General features: G+C 65.5%; 16 protein-coding genes. 7 read left to right on the plus strand and 9 right to left on the minus strand.

The genetic code is table 11. The features are described from left to right. The 4 genes from ehuC to ehuR form a co-directional block, all read right to left on the minus strand. The gene (ehuC, locus tag ACZ48C_RS20855; RefSeq protein WP_464783933.1) at positions 1-660 is read right to left on the minus strand and encodes an ectoine/hydroxyectoine ABC transporter permease subunit EhuC; all 660 of its coding nucleotides are present in this window, start codon (positions 658-660) and stop codon (positions 1-3) included. A gap of 199 nt (positions 661-859) precedes the next feature. After that, positions 860-1,711: an ectoine/hydroxyectoine ABC transporter substrate-binding protein EhuB gene (ehuB, locus tag ACZ48C_RS20860; protein ID WP_454636221.1), complete on the minus strand. Its 852-nt coding sequence runs from the start codon at positions 1,709-1,711 to the stop codon at positions 860-862. 67 nt (positions 1,712-1,778) lie between these two features. After that, positions 1,779-2,564, minus strand: coding sequence for an ectoine/hydroxyectoine ABC transporter ATP-binding protein EhuA (ehuA, locus tag ACZ48C_RS20865; RefSeq protein WP_454636223.1), 786 nt, complete (start codon positions 2,562-2,564; stop codon positions 1,779-1,781). 122 nt (positions 2,565-2,686) lie between these two features. Beyond that, a complete protein-coding gene (ehuR, locus tag ACZ48C_RS20870) occupies positions 2,687-4,072 on the minus strand; it encodes a MocR-like ectoine utilization transcription factor EhuR (RefSeq protein WP_464783934.1) in 1,386 nt (461 codons plus the stop codon). Between the two features lie 102 nt (positions 4,073-4,174). Between ehuR and ACZ48C_RS20875 the strand changes: the two genes are divergently transcribed. The 3 genes from ACZ48C_RS20875 to ACZ48C_RS20885 all read left to right on the plus strand — a co-directional run bounded on the left by ACZ48C_RS20875 (position 4,175) and on the right by ACZ48C_RS20885 (position 7,662). Beyond that, entirely contained in the window at positions 4,175-4,663 is a 489-nt protein-coding gene (locus ACZ48C_RS20875; protein ID WP_119255516.1) for an Lrp/AsnC family transcriptional regulator, read from the plus strand. A 117-nt stretch (positions 4,664-4,780) separates the two neighbouring features. Next, entirely contained in the window at positions 4,781-6,277 is a 1,497-nt protein-coding gene (locus ACZ48C_RS20880; RefSeq protein ID WP_464783935.1) for an NAD-dependent succinate-semialdehyde dehydrogenase, read from the plus strand. 11 nt (positions 6,278-6,288) lie between these two features. Then, on the plus strand, positions 6,289-7,662 hold the full coding sequence (locus tag ACZ48C_RS20885) for an aminotransferase (RefSeq protein WP_464783936.1): 1,374 nt from the start codon (positions 6,289-6,291) through the stop codon (positions 7,660-7,662). Between the two features lie 93 nt (positions 7,663-7,755). Here ACZ48C_RS20885 and ACZ48C_RS20890 read toward each other — a convergent pair whose 3' ends face one another. Beyond that, complete coding sequence (locus ACZ48C_RS20890) at positions 7,756-9,072, minus strand: MFS transporter (RefSeq protein ID WP_464782826.1); 1,317 nt, start codon at positions 9,070-9,072, stop codon at positions 7,756-7,758. Positions 9,073-9,204: 132 nt separating this feature from the next. Then, positions 9,205-10,128 (minus strand): LysR family transcriptional regulator, encoded by a 924-nt coding sequence (locus tag ACZ48C_RS20895; protein ID WP_464782827.1) that lies wholly within the window; start codon positions 10,126-10,128, stop codon positions 9,205-9,207. Positions 10,129-10,272: 144 nt separating this feature from the next. On the opposite strand from ACZ48C_RS20895, the gene ACZ48C_RS20900 reads away from it, so the two are divergent. The 3 genes from ACZ48C_RS20900 (at position 10,273) to ACZ48C_RS20910 (ending at position 15,610) form a co-directional block, all read left to right on the plus strand. Next, complete coding sequence (locus tag ACZ48C_RS20900; protein WP_119255511.1) at positions 10,273-11,067, plus strand: alpha/beta hydrolase fold domain-containing protein; 795 nt, start codon at positions 10,273-10,275, stop codon at positions 11,065-11,067. Between the two features lie 51 nt (positions 11,068-11,118). Beyond that, positions 11,119-12,309, plus strand: a complete 1,191-nt coding sequence (locus ACZ48C_RS20905) for an efflux RND transporter periplasmic adaptor subunit (protein WP_119255510.1) — start codon at positions 11,119-11,121, stop codon at positions 12,307-12,309. Between the two features lie 115 nt (positions 12,310-12,424). Continuing rightward, a complete protein-coding gene (locus ACZ48C_RS20910; protein ID WP_424548060.1) occupies positions 12,425-15,610 on the plus strand; it encodes an efflux RND transporter permease subunit in 3,186 nt (1,061 codons plus the stop codon). A 99-nt stretch (positions 15,611-15,709) separates the two neighbouring features. On the opposite strand, the gene ACZ48C_RS20915 is transcribed toward ACZ48C_RS20910, so the two are convergent. Further along, positions 15,710-16,873 carry an MFS transporter gene (locus tag ACZ48C_RS20915; RefSeq protein WP_464782828.1) on the minus strand — a complete coding sequence of 388 codons (1,164 nt, stop codon included), beginning with the start codon at positions 16,871-16,873 and terminating at the stop codon, positions 15,710-15,712. Positions 16,874-17,127: 254 nt separating this feature from the next. Between ACZ48C_RS20915 and ACZ48C_RS20920 the strand changes: the two genes are divergently transcribed. Next, positions 17,128-17,442, plus strand: coding sequence for a twin-arginine translocation signal domain-containing protein (locus ACZ48C_RS20920; RefSeq protein ID WP_119255507.1), 315 nt, complete (start codon positions 17,128-17,130; stop codon positions 17,440-17,442). Between the two features lie 83 nt (positions 17,443-17,525). Here ACZ48C_RS20920 and ACZ48C_RS20925 read toward each other — a convergent pair whose 3' ends face one another. Then, positions 17,526-18,413: a branched-chain amino acid ABC transporter permease gene (locus ACZ48C_RS20925; protein ID WP_318912757.1), complete on the minus strand. Its 888-nt coding sequence runs from the start codon at positions 18,411-18,413 to the stop codon at positions 17,526-17,528. A 22-nt stretch (positions 18,414-18,435) separates the two neighbouring features. Beyond that, positions 18,436-19,170 (minus strand): ABC transporter ATP-binding protein, encoded by a 735-nt coding sequence (locus ACZ48C_RS20930; RefSeq protein ID WP_464782829.1) that lies wholly within the window; start codon positions 19,168-19,170, stop codon positions 18,436-18,438. Positions 19,171-19,208 lie beyond the last annotated feature (38 nt).

Consider the following 19,208-nt stretch of genomic DNA (forward strand, 5'->3'; position numbering starts at 1 on the left):
TCAGGTCCTCACACCATCGAGGCCGCGGGTGACCCGGCGCTCCAGCCAGCGCATGCCGTAGGAGATGGCGAGCGCCATCAGGAAATAGAGCACGAGGATGGTGGCGAAGGGGATCAGCGTGCTGCCCGTCTGCGCGCGCACCACCTGCGCCTGGAAGGTCATGTCGGTGAGCGAGATCAGCGAGACGACGGCCGTGCCCTTCAGGAGCTCGATGGCATTGTTGCCGAAGGTCGGCAGCATCAGGGGCAGCGCCTGCGGCAGGATGACGTGGCGCATCGCCTGGCCCCGCGAAAGGTTGAGCGCGATGCAGGCCTCCCGCTGCTCGCGGCCGATCGCCTTGACGGCGCCGCGCACCACCTCCGCCCCATAGGCGCCGACATTCAGGCCGAGCGCCAGAACGCCGGCCTGCAGCGGCGAGAGCGTGACGCCCGCGAAGGGCAGCACGAAATAGACCCAGAAGAGCTGCACGAAGATCGAGGTGCCGCGGAAGAACTCGATATAGGTCGTGGCGAACGCCCTCACCGCCATGAAACGGCTGACGCGGCCGAGGCCCGCGAGAAATGCCATGATGACGGCAAGCACCGAGCCCATGACGGTAAGCTCGAGCGTCACGAGCGCGCCTTGCAGGATCAGCCCTATATAGCCGGACCAGTCGGTCATGGTGTGTTCCAAGTTAGCTTCAACCGGGCAAAGCCCCTCATCCGCCTGCCGGCACCTTCTCCCCGCAAGCGGGGCGAAGGGCGAACCGGCATCGTTTTCCAGATCGTCAACGACGATGGGAAAACGGAGCCGCAAATCCCTTCTCCCCGTTCACGGGGAGAAGGTCGCGGCAGCGGGATGAGGGGCGAACCTGCCTCCATCACTTCGCCGCGCAAAGCTTCTCGCGCGTCGTCGACATCGCGGCCTTGGCGGAGAAGCCGTAGGGCTCGATGATCTTGGCGAATTCGCCGCTTTCCTTCAGCTTGGCGAGCTCCACGTCGAAGGCATCGCGCAGGGCCTCGTCACCCTTCCTGAACGCCGCGCCGTCGCAATAGACCGGAGCGCCCTCCACAGGGGCGACCACTTCGATCCCGGGATCGTTCGCCTTGGCGACGAGATCGTTGATGGACAGGACCGGCAGCGAATAGGCATCGATACGGCCGTCCTGCAGCATCTTCAGGCCGCTCTGGCCATCCGGCACGACGATGACGCGGTCACGCGGCACGCCGGCTTCGAGCGCCAGCTTCTCTTCCGTGCCGCCGCCCGGTGCGCCGATCTTCGCATCCGGATTGTCGGCGATGTCCTTGTAGCTTTTCAGGCCGAGCGGATTGCCCTTCTTCAGCGCGAAGGCCTCGGCATCGCACAGGACCGGTTCGGAATAGGCGACGGCGGCACAGCGCTCCGGCTTCATGAATAGGCCAGCGGTGATGACATCGTGGCGGCCGGCCTGCAGGCCGGGGATCATCGCGCCGTATTCGGAAATGGAGGCGACGATATCGGCGACCCCGAGGCGCTTGAAGACCTCCCGCGCCACATCCGGAGCCGCCCCCGAAACCTTGCCGTCGGCGGCGACCGCCGTGAACGGCGGCTCGTTGGCGATGGCGACGCGGGCAAAGCCCTGCGCCTTGAGCTGTTCCAGCTTGCTGTCATCGGCGGAAGCCGGCGCGGCAGCCACAAGCGCCATCAGCGCGCTCGCGCCGGCAGCCATTTTCAAAAACGTCCTCATGCTCATTGTTGCGAACTCCTCTGGATGTCTCTGGTTGTTGTTTGAGGCCTTGTTCCCAAGCGGCGACGGCCACTCAGACGCGGTGCCCGGCCGCGATGATCTTGCGCAGGAAAGTCTGCGTGCGCTCCTGCCTGGGATTGCGGAAAATCTCGGCCGGCTTGCCTTCCTCGACGATCTTTCCGCGGTCGAAGAAGAGGACGCGGTCGGCGAAATCGTGGGCAAAGCCCATTTCGTGGGTGACGAGCAGCATGGTCATGTCCGTCTCGGCGGCAAGCTTGCGCATGACGTTCAGCACCTCCTCGACGAGCTCCGGGTCAAGCGCCGAGGTCACCTCGTCGAACAGCATGATCTTGGGGGAAAGCGCCAGGGCGCGGGCGATGGCGACGCGCTGCTTCTGTCCGCCGGACAGTTGGGCGGGCATGTTCTTCGCCTTGTCGGCAAGGCCCACCATGTCGAGAAGCTCCATCGCCCGCTTTTCCGCCGCCGCCTTTGCCACACCCTTCGTCAGCATCGGGGCAAGCGTGACATTGTCGAGCACGCATTTGTGCGGGAAGAGATTGAAGTGCTGGAAGACCATGCCGATCTTCTCGCGCATCCTGTGCAGGTGCCGGTCGTCGGCCGGCACGAGGCTGCCGTTCTTCGGCATGTGGTAAAGCTGGTCGCCGTCGACCTCGATATGGCCGCCGCTGATGCTCTCCAGCGTCATCAGGATGCGCAGGATCGTCGTCTTGCCGGAGCCGGACGGACCGATAAGGGCGAGCTTCTCGCCCGGCAGCACCTCCATCGACAATCCGTCGAGCACGGTCAAGGGACCGTAGCGCTTCGTGATGTTGTCGATGCGGATGATAGGTGCGGCCATGCATGTCTCTCCCTGTTGAGACAAGTGATGGCCTAACGATGCGCAGCGATCGAAATCATGTCAATCCGAATAATAATATCAGTACAATTATTCTTGAACCGCCTAATTGGCGGGCATTATCCTCAAATCGCGAGCAACAGCGCCTCGGGGTTTCCACTGGCCAACGAGGCCAGAATGCCGAGGCCGGAGCGAAGTTCCCGCTCGGTGGTGGAACCGAGCGAGATGCGCACCGCCGGATGCCAGTGCTGGTCGCATGTGCGGAAGGAGGAGCCGGGCGCTATGGCGACGCCGCGCAGGCGGGCCTGGGAGACGAACCCCTCCTCCGCATGCCCTTCCGGCAGCGGTAGCCAGACATGCAGGCTTTGCGGATGGGCATGGTAGGGCAGGCCGGCGAACACCTCCTCCGCGATGGCATGGCGCACCGCCAGCGCACCACGCTGCCAGTTGACGAGATCCATCGCTGTGCCGTCGCTTACCCAGCGCGTGGCAATCTCGGCAATCGACGGCGTCGCCATCCAGTTGGAGACGAGATGCCGGTTGGCGACGGCGGCGACATAGCGGTCGGGCGCGGCGAGATAGCCGATGCGCAGGCCCGGCACCGTGATCTTGGTGAAGCTCGTGACGTAGAGCGTGCGCTCCGGTGCATAGGCGGCAATCGGCGCCGGCCGGCCTTCGACCAGCGGTCCAAGGATATCGTTCTCGATGATGGCGATGTCGTGCCGCCGCGCGACTTCCGCCAGCGCCTGCCGGCGCTCCGCGCTCATCAGCGTCGCCGTCGGATTGATGACCGAAGGCTGCAGGAAGACGGCGCGGATCACGCCCTTGCGGCAGGCCTCGTCCAGCGCCGCCGGGATCATGCCGTCATGGTCGATCGGCAGGCCTTCGAGATGCAGGCCGAGATAGGAGGACAGCGGCACCAGCGTATGATGGCTGATCGCCTCCGTCGCAACGGTCGCGCCGGGCGGCGCCACGCTCATCAGCGCCACCGTCATGCCCGAGGTCGCGCCATTGGTGATGCTGATGTTCAGCGGCGAAATGTCGAGCCCGCAGCCCGCCAGCCATTCGGCGGCAACGACCCGATGGCGCGGGAACACCATGTTGGGCCGGAAGGAAAGCGCCGAGCTCGACGGCAGGTTTTCCGCCAGCCAGCCGAAGGCTTCGCGCATGCGCTCCAGATGAAGCTGCTCGCAGACCGGCTTGAGGATGGAGAGGTCGACCAACTCGCCGAGACGTTCCGGCAGATAGGGCGGCTCCGGCTCCTTCGGCCGGGTCTGCACGAAGGAGCCGCGCCCGATCTCGCCCGAGATGAGGCCGCGGCGGATCAGCTCGTCATAGGCGCGACTGACGGTCTGCACGGAGAGTTTGAGGTCGTCGGCGAGCTTGCGATGCGGCAGAAGGCGTGTACCGTTCGGCAGCAATCCTTCCTGGATGGCGCGGGCGATCTGTTCAGCAAGGGAAAGATAGGCCGGCCGGCGCAATTGGGATATATCGGGTCGCCAATTTGTCATGATTTCAACAGTGCTCAAATTCAGTTCAATTGACAATGTCAAAATGCCTTTCCATTGTGTTTTTCTCCGCTTTGACATGATCCCCGCCCGGAGGGCGCCCCGATGAAACTCGACGCCATCGACCTGCGTATCCTGGAGGCCATCCAGGAGAACGGGCGCATCACCAAGCTGGCGCTGGCGGAGAAGGCAGGCCTCTCCCCCACGCCCTGCTGGCTGCGCCTTCGAAAGCTGGAGAAGGCCGGTATCGTTTCGGGCTATCATGCCCGTGTCGCCGTGCGCCGCGTCGCCCCGGTCGCCAGCGTCATGATGGAGGTGACGCTCGCCAACCACCGCCAGGCGGATTTCGAGCGATTCGAGCGCGCGGTGGCGGCAACGCCGGAGATCGTCGCCTGCTGGTCGGTCGGCGGCGGCGTCGATTACATCCTGAAGATCATGGCCGCCGATATCGACGCCTACCAGCGCCTCGTCGACGGCCTGCTCGACCGCGAATTGGGCATCGACCGCTACTTCACCTACATCGTCACCAAGACGGTGAAGGAGGAAACGGTGCTGCCGCTGGCAACGCTGCTGCCCGTTCAGGGCCCCGAATAGAGAGATTGTCTATGGCGGCGGATATCTTTGGTCAAAGTCTCTGCCTCCGACCCCGGCAATAGACAATCTGTCGTTCCGCCTCGGGCAGACTCCTCCCGACAACCCGAGGAGGCCGCCATGACCGCCGTATTTGCCCGCACGACATTTCACGATGCGCTTGCCCGCCTCGCCGATCCGCATCTGCTGCGCGAGCTCTCCTATGCCGGCGGCCGCTGGACTGCCGGCCGGGACGGCGCGAGCTTCAAGGTGACGGATCCCGCATCGAACGCCACGCTGGCCTGGGTTGCGGAACTCGACGCCGGGCAGACCACGGAGGCGATTTCCGCCGCCAGCGACGCCTTCCCCGCCTGGCGGGACCTGCTGCCGCAGCAGCGCGGCAAAATTCTACGCCAATGGGGCGAGCTGATGCTCCAGCATCGCGAGGATCTTGCCTTGCTGATGACGCTGGAACAGGGCAAACCGCTGGCCGAATCCCGCGGCGAGATCGACTATGCGGCATCCTTCGTCGAATGGTATGCCGAGGAGGGAAAGCGCCTCAACGCCGAGAGCGTCACCAGCCACCTGCCCGGCGCGGAGATGATCGTGCGCCGTGAAGCGCTCGGCGTCGTCGGCATCGTGACACCGTGGAACTTCCCCTCCGCGATGATCACCCGCAAGGCCGCCGCGGCCCTCGCCGCCGGCTGCACGGTCGTCGCCCATCCCTCCAGCGAAACGCCGCTCTCGGCCCTCGCCCTTGCCGAACTTGGCGAGCGGGCGGGCCTTCCCGCCGGTGTCTTCAATGTCGTGACCGGGGATGCCGCCACCATCGTCGGCCGCATGAATGCCGATCCCCGCATCCGCGCCATGAGCTTCACCGGCTCGACGGAGATCGGCAGGCTGATCGCCGGCCAGTGCGCATCCACCATGAAGCGGCTCGTCATGGAACTGGGCGGCCATGCGCCACTGATCGTCTTCGCCGATGCCGATATCGACAAGGCCGCCGACATCGCCGTCAACGCCAAGTTCGCGACCTCCGGCCAGGATTGCCTTGCCGCCAACCGCATCTATGTCGAGCGCCCCGTGCTCGCCGCCTTCACCAGAGCTTTCAAGGCGCGCATCGAGGCGCTGAAGGTCGCCGGCGGATTGGAACCGGGCGCCGAGATCGGCCCGCTGATGCATGAACGCGCCATCGCCAAGGTGGAGGAGCAAGTGGCCGATGCGGTCAAACGCGGCGCAAGGCTTCTCACCGGCGGCAAGCGTCACAAGGCCGGACCGCTGTTCTTCCAGCCGACGCTGCTGACCGACGTGCCCGACGACGCCGTGATCATGCGCGAGGAGACCTTCGGGCCGGTGGCCGCCGTCACCGCCTTCGACAGCGAGGCGGAGGTGATCGCGCGGGCCAACGACACCGAATACGGCCTCGTCGCCTATGTCGTCACGGAAAACGGCGCGCGCCAGATGCGCCTTGCCCGCGCGCTGGAATACGGCATGGTGGCGGTCAACCGCGTGAAGATCACCGGCGGCCCGATCCCCTTCGGCGGCTGGAAGCAATCCGGCCTCGGCCGCGAGGGCTCGCGCCACGGCATGGAGGCCTTCACCGAACTCAAATATCTCTGCATCGACACCGCTGCCTGAAAGGAAAGACCATGGCCGACAGACGCAACGAACTCACCGCCTGGGACCGCGACCACTTCTTCCATCCCTCCACCCATATGGGCATGCATGCCCGCGGCGAGACGCCGACGCGCGTCATCGGCGGCGGCGAAGGCGTCTACATCACCGATACCGGCGGCAAGACCAGCCTCGACGCCTTTGCCGGCCTCTATTGCGTCAATGTCGGCTACGGCCGCCAGAAGATCGCCGACGCCATCGCGGAGCAGGCCAAGAACCTCGCCTACTACCACGCCTATGTCGGCCACGGCACGGAAGCCTCGATCACGCTGTCCAAGATGATCATCGACCGCGCACCCGAGGGCATGAGCCGGGTCTATTTCGGCCTCTCGGGCTCGGATGCCAACGAGACCAACATCAAGCTCATCTGGTACTACAACAACATTCTCGGCCGGCCAGAGAAGAAGAAGATCATCTCGCGCTGGCGCGGTTATCACGGCTCCGGCGTCATGACCGGCTCGCTGACCGGCCTCCACCTCTTCCACAACGCCTTCGACCTGCCGCGCGCGCCGATCCTGCACACGGAAGCACCCTATTTCTTCCGCCGGCCGGACCGCTCGATGGACGAGGAGCAGTTCTCGCAATATTGCGCCGACAAGCTGGAGGAAATGATCCTCGCCGAGGGCCCGGAGACGGTCGCCGCGTTCATCGGGGAACCGATCCTCGGCACCGGCGGCATCGTGCCGCCGCCGAAGGGTTACTGGCAGAAGATCCAGGCCGTGCTCGACAAATACGACATCCTGCTCGTCGCCGACGAGGTCGTCACCGGCTTCGGCCGCCTCGGCACGATGTTCGGCTCGGATCACTACGGCATGAAGCCGGCGCTCATCACCATCGCCAAGGGCCTCACCTCCGCCTATGCGCCGCTCTCCGGCACCATCGTCTCCGACAAGGTCTGGGAGGTGCTGATCAAGGGGTCCGACGAACTCGGCGCCATCGGCCATGGCTGGACCTATTCCGCCCATCCGATCTGCGCCGCCGCGGGCGTCGCCAATCTGGAGCTGATCGACGAACTCGGCCTTGTGGAAAATGCCGGCGCGACGGGCGCCTATTTCCGCAGCGAGCTCGCCAAAGCCGTTGGCGACCACAGGAATGTCGGCGAAGTGCGCGGCGATGGCCTGATGGCTGCCGTGGAGTTCGTCGAGGACCGGGACGATCGCACCTTCTTCGATCCTTCGCGGAAGATCGGCCCGCAGGTGGCGAGCGCCCTCCTCGAACGCGGCGTCATCGGCCGCGCCATGCCGCAAGGCGACATCCTCGGCTTCGCCCCGCCGCTGTGCCTCACCCGCGAGGAGGCCGATATCGTCGTGAAGGCGACGGCCGACGCGGTGAAGGCCGTTCTCGGCTGAGATATGAAATGGCGGGGCAGCCAAGATGCTGCCCCGCCGCATCATGCCTGAAACGCCGGCGACCGCCTGCCCGCACTGCGGCAGGGTTGTGCGTTAAGCGAGCGATGCCTGCCGCGTCTCCGCATCGATCAGGAAGGCCGCGACGGCGGCGACGGCGAGAAGGCCGGCGAAGATGCCGATGGCGAGGCCGAAGCCGCGCTCCACCACGAGCGCCATCAGCGAGGGCGCAAGAAGGCCGCCGAGCCGGGCGACGGCCCCCGCCATGCCCATGCCCGTCGCGCGGGATGCGGTCGGGTAGAGTTCGGGCGTGAAGGCATAGAGCGCGCCCCAGGTGCCGAGCAGCGCGAAGCTCATGAGCAGCAGCGAGGTGCCGATCAGCGTCGTCGTTCCCGCGACGACGAACAGCAGGCAGCCGAGCCCCGACAGCAGGCAGAAGCCGATGAGCGTCGGACGCCGCCCCCATTTCTCCACGCCGTAGGCGGCGAGCGCATAGCCGGGGATCTGGGCGAGCGCCAGGAAAACGAGGAAGCCGTAGCCCCGCACAAAGCCGAAGCCGTCGCCCGCAAGCTTCGGCGGCAGCCAGGTGAAGACGCCGTAATAGGAGACCGAAACGAGAAACCAGATCAGGAGGATCATCAGGCTGCGCTGGCGAAGCGGCGCGGAAAAGATGCCGGCCGCGCCGGAAGCTGCCGGCACCGCCAGCGACACGTCCGTTGCGAGCGCCGCCTTGCCGTTGACGGCGAGGATCCGGCCGAGGACGGCCTTGGCCTCTTCCGTCTTTCCGAGACGCAGCAGATAGAGCGGCGATTCCGGCACCAGGAAGCGCAGGCCGACGCCGAGAAGCGCCGGGACAGCCGTCACCGCGAAGATGTAGCGCCAGCCGTCGGCGAGGCCGGCGAGGCTGATGGCCCAGGCGGCGAGCGCGACGACGAGCGTGCCAACCGCCCAGAACCCTTCGAGCATGACGAGCCAGCGGCCGCGATTCCGGGCCGGCAGGAATTCGGCCATCATCGCATAGTCGACCGGCAGCGTGCCGCCCACGGCCATGCCGGTGAGGAATCTCAGGACGAGCAGGATCGTGAAGTCCGGCGCGAAGACGGAAAGCGTCCCGAAAACGGCGTCGCACGCGACCGTGACGATGAGCACCCGCCGCCGGCCGATCCGGTCCGCAAGCCGGCCGAAGCCCGCCGCGCCCACCAGCATGCCGAGGAAGAAGAGCGTCCCCGTCTGCAGGGCCTGCGGGACGGTGAGATCGAACGTCGCAGCGATCGACGCGGCCGTGAAGCCGACGGCAAGCACCTGCATCGCATCGGCGGTCCACACCAGGCCGAAGATCGCGAGAAGCCGCCGCTGATAGGTCCCCGCCCCTGCCCGGTCCAGCACATCGTCCACCGTGATTGTCGTCGCCATCCAGCCGCCTCCGCTCCGTCATCTTGCGCAATGCGCGGCACCTTATCCGCATGCCGGCACGGGCGAAATCAGTGAACGCGAAAATTCCACACTCTTCCTCGATCAGATGCGCGGGCTGACGCCTGAACAGCCTCAGGCCTTCGTCACGCGGGCTGCCAATTGCGTGCGCGCAAGCAGAGGCACGAGCCAATCGACGAAGACACGCACCTTGTTGCTGAGGTGACGGTTCGGCGGATAGACGACATAGAGGGGAATCGGCCCGGCGCGCCAGCCCGGCAGGATGGGAACGAGCTGGCCGCTGGAAAGGGCGTCGTGCGCCATGAAGCACGGCATCGGCGCGACGCCGAGGCCGGCGAGCGCCGCGGCAAGGTAGCTGCGGGCATCGTTGACCGAGAGAATATAGCGGCCGGTGATCTCGACCGTCTCGCCTTCCCGCTCGAATTCGAAGGGAGTGACCCGGTTGGTCTGCGCGAGAAAATAGTTCACGCAATGATGCGCCGCTTCCAGCTCCGACGGATGACCCGGCGCGCCGAAGGTTTCGAGATAGCGCGGCGCGGCGCAGACGACCATGTCCATCTCCCCGACGCGGCGGGCGATCAGCGATACATTGCCCGGAGAACCGGCGCGCAGCGCGCAGTCCACATTCTCGGCAAGATAGTCCACCGTCCGGTCCCCCACGCCGAGGTCGATATGGATATCGGGATAGCGTTCATGGAAATCGTTGAGCTCGGGGATGACGAGGAGATCGGCGAAGACGCCTGACATCTCCACGCGCAGGCGCCCGCTCGGATTGGTGCGCGAATGGGTGAGGCTGCCATCCAGCTCGTCGAGCTCGCTGACGATCTGGTTCGCCCTTTCGTAGTAGAGTGCCCCGTCGGTCGTCACCATGACCCGGCGCGTGGTGCGGTTGAGGAGCTTGGTCTGGAGATGGGTCTCGAGATTCTGGATGAGGTTGCTGACGGTCGCCTTGGGCATGCCGAGCGCCGCAGACGCCCGCGTGAAATTGCCCATCTCCACCACACGGAGGAAGGCGCGCATCGCGGAAAGCTGATCCATGGAACATTCCCACGCAGGAAGGTATGATTGTTCGAAATATTGGACAGTGAAATCGGTTTTACAACACTTATCTGGGGCAAAATGACGAACGATATAAATGGTGAGGGCCCAGCTTATTTCCAGACGGGCCGCAGGACAAAATCGATGCCCGTAGAGATCAAGGACATGACATTCGACAAGGTGGCCTCCGGCCCCGTGTCGGTGCGCGTCTATCAGGGCGCCGAATATGCCAAGGGCGCGCCCGTCCTGCTCTATTTCCACGGCGGAGCCTTCCGGGAGACCGGGCTCAGGCATTGCCCGCTTGCCGAATGCATCGCCGGCACCGGCGCCATCGTCGCCGTACCGGACTACAACGCATCGGGAAGCGCCTTCCCCGAACCGCTCGAGGTGGGCTTCTCGATCTTCTCCTATCTCGCCAAGAAGCGCGCAGGCCTCGGCGACCGCAAGTCGCCGCTGCTCGTCGGCGGCGAGGAAGCCGGCGGCAATATCGCGGCCGGCGTCGCGCTCAAGGCGCGCGACCACTTCGCCGACGAACTGGACGGCCAGGTGCTGCTCTCGCCGCTGCTCGACCCGTTCATGGCGACGCAATCCTTCAGCAAGGCCGATGGCATCGGCATGCGCGAGCGCTGGTCGGACGGCTGGAGTCACTATCTCAGCGCCGGCGTCTGCCACCCCTATGCCGCGCCTTCGCTCTGCTCGCGCCTTGCGAGCCTTGCACCGGCACTGGTTCTTTCATCGGCAGACGATCCGCTGCTCGACGAGACGCTCGGCTATGCCGCCCGCCTCACCGAAGCAGGCGTTACGGTTCGCCAGCATGTCCTTCCCGCGGGAACAGGCTGGCCGGGAATTTACGGCGGGACACTCAACGGGGCCGGGCCCTGGGCGGATACCCTCTCCGACCAGTTCTGCGGCTTCGTTCACGATATTAGCATTCACTGATTTTATATGAAAACAACGCATAGCGTGGCCTGAGGCCACAAGGAGAAAACAATGATGTCGAAGCGCAAGCGCTGGGCCCTCACGGGCGCCGGCCTGGGTCTGGCCGTGTCCGTTTCTGCCGCGGCCCTGATGTTTCAACTGCCGGGCACTGCCGCCCAGGCCGAGGCCGTCGCGGCAGCCGAAGTGCCCGCCGTACCGGTGACAATCGCCGTGGTCGAGAACCGCGACGTCGTGACATGGCAGGAGTTTTCCGGCCGGCTGGAGGCGATCGACCGCGTGCAGGTCCGCTCGCGCGTCGCCGGCGCCATCCAGTCGGTCGACTTCCGCGAAGGCGCGCTCGTGAAGGCGGGCGACCTTCTCTTCACCATCGATCCCGAGCCCTACAGGACGGCGGTGACGCAGGCCGAAGGCCAGCTCGCCTCGGCGGAGGCGCGGGTGACGCTGGCGAAGATCCAGCTTGAGCGCGGCGAGCGCCTCGCCCAAAGCAACAGCGTCTCGCAGAGCGAGGTCGACCAGCGCCAGAACGCGCTGGCCGAGGCCAACGCCGCCCTCAAGACCGCGCAAGCGGCCCTGCACGCCGCCCAGCTCGAACTCGACTACACCAATGTCCGCGCCCCCGTTTCCGGCCGCGCCGGCAAGGTGGAAATCACAGTGGGCAACCTCGTTGCAGCGGGCTCCGCCTCGCCGGCGCTGACGACGCTCGTTTCCGTCGACCCGATCTATGCGGGCTTCAATGTCAGCGAGGAAACGGTCGCGAAGGCGCTCGCAGCCCTGCCCGCCTCCGACAGCGCGCTCCGGCCGATCGAGCAGATCCCGGTCGAGGTCGGCACGCTTGCCGACGAGGGCACGCCGATCCGCGGCAAGCTCCAGCTCATCGGTAACGAGGTGGATGCGGCAAGCGGCACCATCGCCGTGCGCGCCGTCTTCGACAATCCGGGCGGCAGGCTGATCCCCGGCCAGTTCGTGCGCATCCGCATGGGCGAGCCGCGGGCCGAAAGCAAGATCCTCGTCAGCGAGAAGGCGGTCGGCACCGACCAGGACAAGAAGTTCGTCTTCGTCGTCGACAAGGACAACAAGGTGGCCTACCGGCCCATCGTTCTCGGCAGCCTTTCCGACGGCGAGCGCGTGGTCGAAAGCGGCCTTGCAGCCGGCGACAAGGTCGTCGTCAACGGCCTGCAGCGCATCCGCCCCGGCGCCGTCGTCGACCCGCAGGTGCAGGAAAACGTCGCCTCCGTGAAGTAACGGGGGCCGGCAGGGCGCACGCCGCGCCCTGCCTCCAACCACAGAAATCCCATGCCTGCCGGCGGAGCCTTGCCCGCCGGACGGGTCCGTTCGTCCCTGGAGAGGGGTTCTTGACATGAATATTTCGCGTTTCTTCGTGGATCGCCCGGTCTTTGCCGGTGTGCTGTCGATCCTCATCGTGGTGGCAGGCCTCATCGGCATGCGCGCCCTGCCAATTTCCGAATATCCGGAGGTCGTGCCGCCATCCATCGTGGTGCGCGCCGTCTATCCCGGCGCAAACCCCGTCGTCATTTCCGAAACCGTCGCCACGCCGCTCGAAGAGCAGATCAACGGCGTGGAGGACATGCTCTACATGAACAGCCAGGCGACGTCCGACGGCGTCCTGACGCTGACCGTCACCTTCAAGCTCGGCACGGATCCGGACAAGGCGCAGCAGCTCGTGCAGAACCGCGTGGCGCAGGCCGAGCCCCGCCTGCCGGCGGAGGTGCGCGCGCTCGGCGTCACCACCGTCAAGAGCTCGCCCGACTTTATCATGGTGGTCAACCTCGTCTCGACGACGGACCGCTACGACGTCACCTATCTGCGCAACTACGCGACGCTGAACATCAAGGACCGCCTCGCCCGCATCGAAGGTGTCGGGCAGGTGCAGGTCTTCGGGGCGGGCGACTATGCGATGCGCGTGTGGATCGACCCGCAGAAGGCGGCCGAGCATGCGCTTGCCGCAAGCGACATCACCAACGCGATCCGCGAGCAGAACGTGCAGGCCGCCGCCGGCATCATCGGCGCCTCGCCGACGCCTTCCGACGTGAACCTCCAGCTCAACGTCAACGCGCAGGGCCGCCTGCGCACGCCGGAGGAATTCGGCAACATCATCGTCAAGGCCGGCGCGGAAGGGCAGATCACCCGCCTCCGGGACGTCGCCCGCATCGAGATGGGCGCGGCCGACTATACGCTGCGCTCCCTTCTCGACGGCCAGCCGGCCGTCGCCATCGCCGTGCTCCAGGCGCCTGGCTCCAACGCCATCGAGATCGCCGACAATGTGCGCGCGACCATGGACCAGCTCCAGCTCGCGATGCCGGACGGCGTGAAATACGAGATCGTCTACGATACGACGGAGTTCGTCCGCGCCTCCATCGACAAGGTCGTCGATACGCTGCTGGAGGCGGTGGCGCTCGTCGTGCTCGTCGTCATCCTGTTCCTGCAGACCTGGCGCGCTTCGATCATCCCGCTGCTCGCCGTCCCGGTCTCCATCATCGGCACCTTCGCGGTGATGTATGCCTTCGGCTTCTCGGTGAACGCGCTGACGCTCTTCGGCCTCGTGCTCGCCATCGGCATCGTGGTGGACGACGCGATCGTCGTCGTCGAGAACGTCGAGCGCAATATCGAGAACGGCCTTTCCCCGCGCGAGGCGACCTACCGGGCGATGCGCGAGGTCTCGGGGCCGATCGTCGCCATCGCGCTCGTGCTCGTCGCCGTCTTCGTCCCGCTCGCCTTCATCAGCGGCCTGTCCGGCCAGTTCTACCGGCAGTTCGCGCTGACCATCGCCATCTCGACGGTGATTTCCGCGATCAACTCGCTGACGCTCTCGCCGGCGCTGGCCGCCCTTCTCCTGAAGGACCACCACGCCCCGAAGGACTGGCTGACCCGCGCCATGGACCGCCTGTTCGGCTGGTTCTTCCGCGGCTTCAACCGGGTCTTCGGCGCGGCCTCGAACGGCTACGGGCGCAGCGTCGGCGGGCTCGTCTCGCGCAAGTCGGCGGTCATGGCGCTCTATCTGGTGCTGGTCGGGGCGACCTATGCGGTGTTCAACGCCGTGCCCGGCGGCTTCGTGCCGGCGCAGGACAAGCAGTACCTCATCGGCTTTGCCCAGCTTCCGGACGGCGCCACGCTCGACCGCACGGAGGAGGTGATCAAGAAGATGAGCAAGATCGCGCTGGAACAGCCGGGCGTCTCCCACGCCATCGCCTTCCCGGGCCTGTCGATCAACGGCTTCACCATCGGCTCCAATTCGGGCATCGTCTTCGCCACGCTGGACGATTTCGACAAGCGCACGACGCCGGAGCTTTCCGGCGGGGCGATCGCCATGCAGCTCAACCAGAAATTCGCGAGCATCCAGGATGCCTTCATCGCCATCTTCCCGCCGCCGCCGGTCAACGGCCTCGGCTCGACGGGCGGCTTCAAGCTGCAGATCGAGGACCGCGCGGGCCTCGGCTACCAGGCGCTCGACGAGGCGACGAAAGCCTTCCTTGCGAAGGCCTACCAGACGCCGGAACTGGCGGGACTGTTCTCCAGCTTCCAGATCAACGTGCCGCAACTCTACGCCGACCTCGATCGGGCCAAGGCCCAGCAGCTCGGCGTTCGGGTGACGGACGTGTTCGAGACGCTGCAGATCTATCTCGGCTCGCTCTACGTCAACGACTTCAACGCTTTCGGGCGGACCTACAGCGTGCGCGTGCAGGCCGATTCCGCCTTCCGCGCGGAGCCGGAGGATATCGGCCACCTGAAGGTGCGCTCGCAGTCCGGCGAGATGATCCCGCTCGCCGCCCTCCTCAAGGTGGATGCCACGACCGGGCCGGAGCGCACCACGCGCTACAACGGCTTCCTTGCCGCCGACATCAACGGCGGGCCGGCGCCGGGCTTCTCCTCGGGACAGGCGCAAGAGGCCATCGAGAAGATCGCCGCGGAGACCCTGCCGGCAGGCATCGACTTCGAATGGACGGACCTGACCTACCAGCAGATCCTCGCCGGCAATTCGAGCATCGTCGTCTTTCCGCTCGCGCTGCTGCTCGTCTATCTCGTGCTCGCCGCGCAATATGAGAGCCTGACGCTGCCCATCGCGATCGTCATGATCGTGCCGATGGGCGTGCTCGCGGCGCTGGCCGGGGTCTGGTACACGGGCGGAGACAACAACATCTTCACCCAGATCGGCCTCGTCGTGCTGGTGGGCCTGTCGGCGAAGAATGCGATCCTCATCGTCGAGTTCGCGCGCGAGCTGGAATTCGAGGGGAGGACGCCCGTGAAGGCCGCGATCGAGGCAAGCCGCCTTCGCCTGCGCCCGATCCTCATGACCTCCATGGCCTTCATCATGGGTGTCGTGCCGCTGGTGCTGTCGACCGGGGCAGGTGCCGAAATGCGCGCCGCCATGGGCCTTGCCGTCTTCTCCGGCATGCTCGGCGTCACCTTCTTCGGCATCTTCATGACGCCGGTGTTCTACGTCCTGCTCCGCTGGCTGGCCGGCAACCGTCCGCTCGTCCAGCACGGTCGCTCGACGATGGCGGGCGAGCCGGCACCGCAGCACTGACAAAAAGGATGACCGGGGCACTGCCCCGGTCACGCCGTCTTGTCGCCGGTTGGCGAAACACTTGCAACGGAACGCCGACGTCCCTTGCCGGCTCCATCCCTATGTCGTTGCCATACGGGACTTTCGGATATTCAACGCCCATATTGCGTAGCAACTCGCAAATACGGCAAGCAGGGCTATGAACGCGCCGGTCCAAGGCAGCGCACGGATCGAAAACTCTTCGAGGGTTATGCCGCCCACCGCGGTTCCAAGCCCGACACCTATATGCATTGCCGAGAAATTCAGGCTGATCCCCGCCTCGGCCGTCTTCGGCCCCGACCAGATCAGGAAATTTTGCACGACGGGGGAAATCATCCAGCTGATACACGCCCAGACCATCATGACGGCGAACATCGGCCATGGATTGCTTTCCAGCAGCGGGATCGCTGCGAGCGCCACCAGATAGGCCGATGGCGTCAACAGGAGTGCGGCGCGCGGAGAAAGCCTGTCTGAAAGCCAGCCCCCGACATATCCTCCGCTCACGCCCGCAACCCCGAGAGCGGCGAATGCGAGAGCGACATTCCTCTCTGCGAATCCGGCGACCTGCACAAAGTAGGGGGCGAGGAAGGCGAAGAGAACGAAGTGTCCGCCAATCATCAGGATGGAGACGAGCTGGCCGGCGGCGAGAGGGGCTTCGCGAAGATGTGCCCTATATTTGGGCAGGGCCGTCCTGCGCAGCCCCGAGGCCGGAACGCACCGGTAACTCACCAGCCATACTGCGGCCGCGAGCGTGGCGAGTGCAACGAAGACGCCTCTCCACCCCACCAGATCCGAAACCACCATGCCCGCCGGCACGCCGAACACCAGCGATCCGCTGATCCCCATGAAGATGATGCCGATCGCCCGTCCCCGCATCGTTTCATCGGCGAGTTCCGTCGCCAGCATCGTTGCCAGCAAGCAGACGGTGGCGCTCGCCATGGCCATCCCGACGCGTGCCACGAGCATGACGGTGAAATTCGGGCTTGCTGCCGCGGCAAGGTTGCTGACGACGAAGAGGCCCAGAGCGCAAAGAAACAGGCGCCTGCGCTCGATCCGGGTCGTCAGGACGAGCGCAAGCGGTGCCGTCACGGCAAAGACGACGGAGAAGACGGCGGTCAGCTGCCCGGCGAGCGCCGGCGAGACATCAAGGCCGTCGGCGACCTCAAGGAGGATGCCGACAATGATGTTCTCGGCTGTCCCCGTGGCAAAAGTCGCGAAAGCGAGCAAAACGATGATCGGATTCATGCGCGTCATCCTCCTGGCATGATGATCCATGCAGGTGCGGACGAACGACCACCCCGACATGGACAAACCTGTCGGGTTTCGCGGCAAAGCTTCGGTTATCCCTCGATATGTGACTAGCACGCCGTCAGGGCAACTTGAAGCCGGATTGAACCGGTCTTCGTTGCCGTGAGCGCCGAACCGATGTCAGCGCCATTCAGGAACCATTCAGGCTCGCGCCTGTTCAATCCTCGACGTCGCGCAAATAGGAGGAAAGCATGGATCGACGATCATTTCTAACTGGATTGCTCGGATTGGCCGGCGCTGCGGCCCTGGCTTCGGTGGTCAAACCGGAAAGTGTGCAGGCCGGCATCATCAACCCCGGCGACATCGGCTCCGGAAGCGGCATTCTGGATGAGCTGGAAACCTCAGAGCCGGATGTGGTCGATGTCAGCCATCGGCGGGGGCATTGGCCTCGGCACCATCGCCCGCATCGCCACCATCGCCGGAGAGTATGGCGCCGCGTGTGCCGCCGCGTACGTCATCACGGCCGCTGGCACCGTCGTTGCTGGCGGGAGCGCGTCTGGATCTGAACCCAGAGGTTCGGACCAGAGCATTCGATATCCTTCCGAGAGGCTCCGGTATGACCGGAGCCTCTTTCTGTCTCCGACTGTGCTCAGAGCTTTACGATCGTCTTGCGGGCCAACAAGCCTTGCGGTGCGAACAGCAGAACCGCGATGACGAGAAGAATGGTGAAGGCATCGCGGTAGCTCAGCAGGCTTTCCGGCAGGTAGGCCTGCAGGAAGACCTCGATGAAACCGAGCAGGAAACCGCCGGCGACGGCGCCCGACAGGCTGCCGAGACCGCCGATGATGGCGGCGATGAAGGCTTTCAGCACCGGCAGGAAACCCATCAGCGGATCGACGCTGCCGCGCTGGGCGACCCACAGGATGCCGGCGACGCCCGCCAGGAGGCCGGAAATAGCGAAGGCCGTGGCGACGACCGCATTGGCGCGGATGCCCATCAGGCGCACGATGGCGAAATCCTCGGAGGCGGCGCGCATGGCGCGGCCGAGCACGGTCGTGCGCAGGAAGAGGTTGAGCCCGACCAGCATGATCACCGTCACGAGGATGGAGATCGCCTGGATGATGCCGATATGGAGGCCGCCGATCTCGATCGTGCCGGAAAGGCTCATCGGCATCGGCACGGGCTTGGGCCTGGCCGAGATGAAATTCTGGAACAGCACCCGCAGGATGGCGCTGACGGCAAAGCTCGTCAGAAGCAGTGTCGTGCCGCTCGCCCCGCGCACCGGCCGGAAGGCGACGCGTTCCATCAGGAGCACGAGGGCGATGGCGACCGCCAGCGCGACGATGATCGCGAGGCCGAAAGGCAGGCCGAAGATCAGCGCGAAGCAGAGGCCGTAGCCGGCCGCCGTCATCAGTTCCCCATGCGCGAAGTTGATGAGGCCCATGATCGAGAAGACGACGGCAAGGCCAAGCGCCAGCAGCGCATAGGTGCCGCCGAGGCTGAGCGCGTTGACGAGCTGTTGCAGGAACATGTCCATGGATGGTTTTCCTTCTCGCCGGTCACGCGCCCAGATAGGCGCCCTGGATTTCGGTGGAGTTGCGCAGCTCGGCCGCCGGGCCGGACAGCACGATGCGGCCGTTCGCCATGACATAGCCGGCATCGGCGATCTCCAGCGAGAGCGCGACGTTCTGCTCGACGAGGAGGATCGTCAGGCCCCGCTCGCGCAGGCCCGCGATCAGCTCGAATATCTGGTCGACGATCTGCGGCGCAAGGCCGAGCGACGGCTCGTCGAGGAGCAGAAGCTCGGGCGAAGACATCATGGAGCGGGCGATGGCCAGCATCTGCTGCTCACCGCCGGAGAGCGAGCCCGCTTTCTGGTGCAGGCGCTCCTTGAGGATGGGGAAACGCGAAAGCATGTCCTCGCGCACCGCGTCGATCTCGCCGCGGCGCTTGTGCATTGCACCGCCGAGGAGGAGATGCTCGTCGACCGTCAGCGTCGGAAAGATACGGCGACCTTCCGGCGTCAGCGTCATACCCATGCGCACGATCATTTCCGGCGGCAGCGCGGAGATGTCCCGGCCGGCAAAGGTCACCCGGCCGGCCTTCTTGGTGGCGAGGCCGACGAGCGAATTGAGCGTCGAGCTCTTGCCCGCGCCGTTCGCGCCGAGAAGGGTGACGATCTGGCCGCGGCGGACCGTGAGGTCCACGCCCTTCAGCGCCTCGACCGGTCCATAGGCGACCTTGAGGCCGCTGACCTCCAGCAGGGGGGTCTCATCGTGCTTGTCATGCGTCATCGGGCAAATCCTCGCCGCGGCACTTAGCCCCGGCCACA

The sequence above is a fragment of the Shinella sp. 1A1 genome, assembly GCF_055379515.1.

Bases quoted from the DNA above. Each gene is read 5' to 3' on its own strand.
- ACZ48C_RS20925 (WP_318912757.1), bottom strand. From the start codon at position 18,413: ATGGACATGTTCCTGCAACAGCTCGTCAACGCGCTCAGCCTCGGCGGC.
- ACZ48C_RS20930 (WP_464782829.1), bottom strand. From the start codon at position 19,170: ATGACGCATGACAAGCACGATGAGACCCCCCTGCTGGAGGTCAGCGGC.
- ehuR (WP_464783934.1), bottom strand. From the start codon at position 4,072: ATGACAAATTGGCGACCCGATATATCCCAATTGCGCCGGCCGGCCTAT.
- ACZ48C_RS20895 (WP_464782827.1), bottom strand. From the start codon at position 10,128: ATGGATCAGCTTTCCGCGATGCGCGCCTTCCTCCGTGTGGTGGAGATG.
- ACZ48C_RS20920 (WP_119255507.1), top strand. From the start codon at position 17,128: ATGGATCGACGATCATTTCTAACTGGATTGCTCGGATTGGCCGGCGCT.
- ACZ48C_RS20915 (WP_464782828.1), bottom strand. From the start codon at position 16,873: ATGAATCCGATCATCGTTTTGCTCGCTTTCGCGACTTTTGCCACGGGG.
- ACZ48C_RS20910 (WP_424548060.1), top strand. From the start codon at position 12,425: ATGAATATTTCGCGTTTCTTCGTGGATCGCCCGGTCTTTGCCGGTGTG.
- ACZ48C_RS20900 (WP_119255511.1), top strand. From the start codon at position 10,273: ATGCCCGTAGAGATCAAGGACATGACATTCGACAAGGTGGCCTCCGGC.
- ACZ48C_RS20875 (WP_119255516.1), top strand. From the start codon at position 4,175: ATGAAACTCGACGCCATCGACCTGCGTATCCTGGAGGCCATCCAGGAG.
- ACZ48C_RS20890 (WP_464782826.1), bottom strand. From the start codon at position 9,072: ATGGCGACGACAATCACGGTGGACGATGTGCTGGACCGGGCAGGGGCG.
- ehuB (WP_454636221.1), bottom strand. From the start codon at position 1,711: ATGAGCATGAGGACGTTTTTGAAAATGGCTGCCGGCGCGAGCGCGCTG.
- ACZ48C_RS20885 (WP_464783936.1), top strand. From the start codon at position 6,289: ATGGCCGACAGACGCAACGAACTCACCGCCTGGGACCGCGACCACTTC.
- ACZ48C_RS20905 (WP_119255510.1), top strand. From the start codon at position 11,119: ATGATGTCGAAGCGCAAGCGCTGGGCCCTCACGGGCGCCGGCCTGGGT.
- ehuA (WP_454636223.1), bottom strand. From the start codon at position 2,564: ATGGCCGCACCTATCATCCGCATCGACAACATCACGAAGCGCTACGGT.
- ehuC (WP_464783933.1), bottom strand. From the start codon at position 660: ATGACCGACTGGTCCGGCTATATAGGGCTGATCCTGCAAGGCGCGCTC.
- ACZ48C_RS20880 (WP_464783935.1), top strand. From the start codon at position 4,781: ATGACCGCCGTATTTGCCCGCACGACATTTCACGATGCGCTTGCCCGC.